The sequence below is a fragment of the Thermosynechococcus sp. genome (genome assembly GCF_046299655.1).
Lineage (GTDB): Bacteria > Cyanobacteriota > Cyanobacteriia > Thermosynechococcales > Thermosynechococcaceae > Thermosynechococcus.
Genome location: NZ_JBKBHZ010000044.1, coordinates 1 through 509 on the forward strand (window position 1 = coordinate 1; position 509 = coordinate 509).

1 rRNA gene is annotated in these 509 nt (G+C 56.4%); it reads right to left on the reverse strand.

What is annotated here, in order from left to right:
* Positions 1–509: ribosomal RNA gene (locus ACK4HN_RS11945) — 23S ribosomal RNA — on the reverse strand; the annotation flags it as partial.

The following is a 509-nucleotide window of genomic DNA, read 5'->3' on the forward strand; positions in this document are numbered from 1 at the left end:
ACCTCCTGGTTGTCTTAGCGTCCTTACATCCTTGCCCACTTAGCTTGCATTTAGGGACCTTAGCTGGCGGTCTGGGCTGTTTCCCTTTTGTCCATGGAGCTTATCCCCCACAGACTTCCTCCCGAGCTTTATGTGTAGGGATTCGGAGTTTGACAGGGTTCGGAGGTCACCCCCCTAGCCCTATCAGTGCTCTACCCCCTGCACAGACCACTCGAGGCCGCACCTCAATGCGTTTCGGGGAGAACCAGCTATCACCGAGTTCGGTTAGCTTTTCACTCCTACCCCCAGGTCATCCGAGGATTTTTCACTATCCATCAGTTCGGACCTCCAGTGGGGTTTAGCCCACCTTCATCCTGCCCAGGGGTAGCTCACCCGGCTTCGGGTCTGCCGCCAGTGACTTGCGCCCTATTCGGACTCGCTTTCGCTACGGCTACGCCTCTATCGGCTTAACCTTGCCACTGACGACAACTCGCGGACTCATTAATCAAAAGGCACGCCGTCACCCTTGC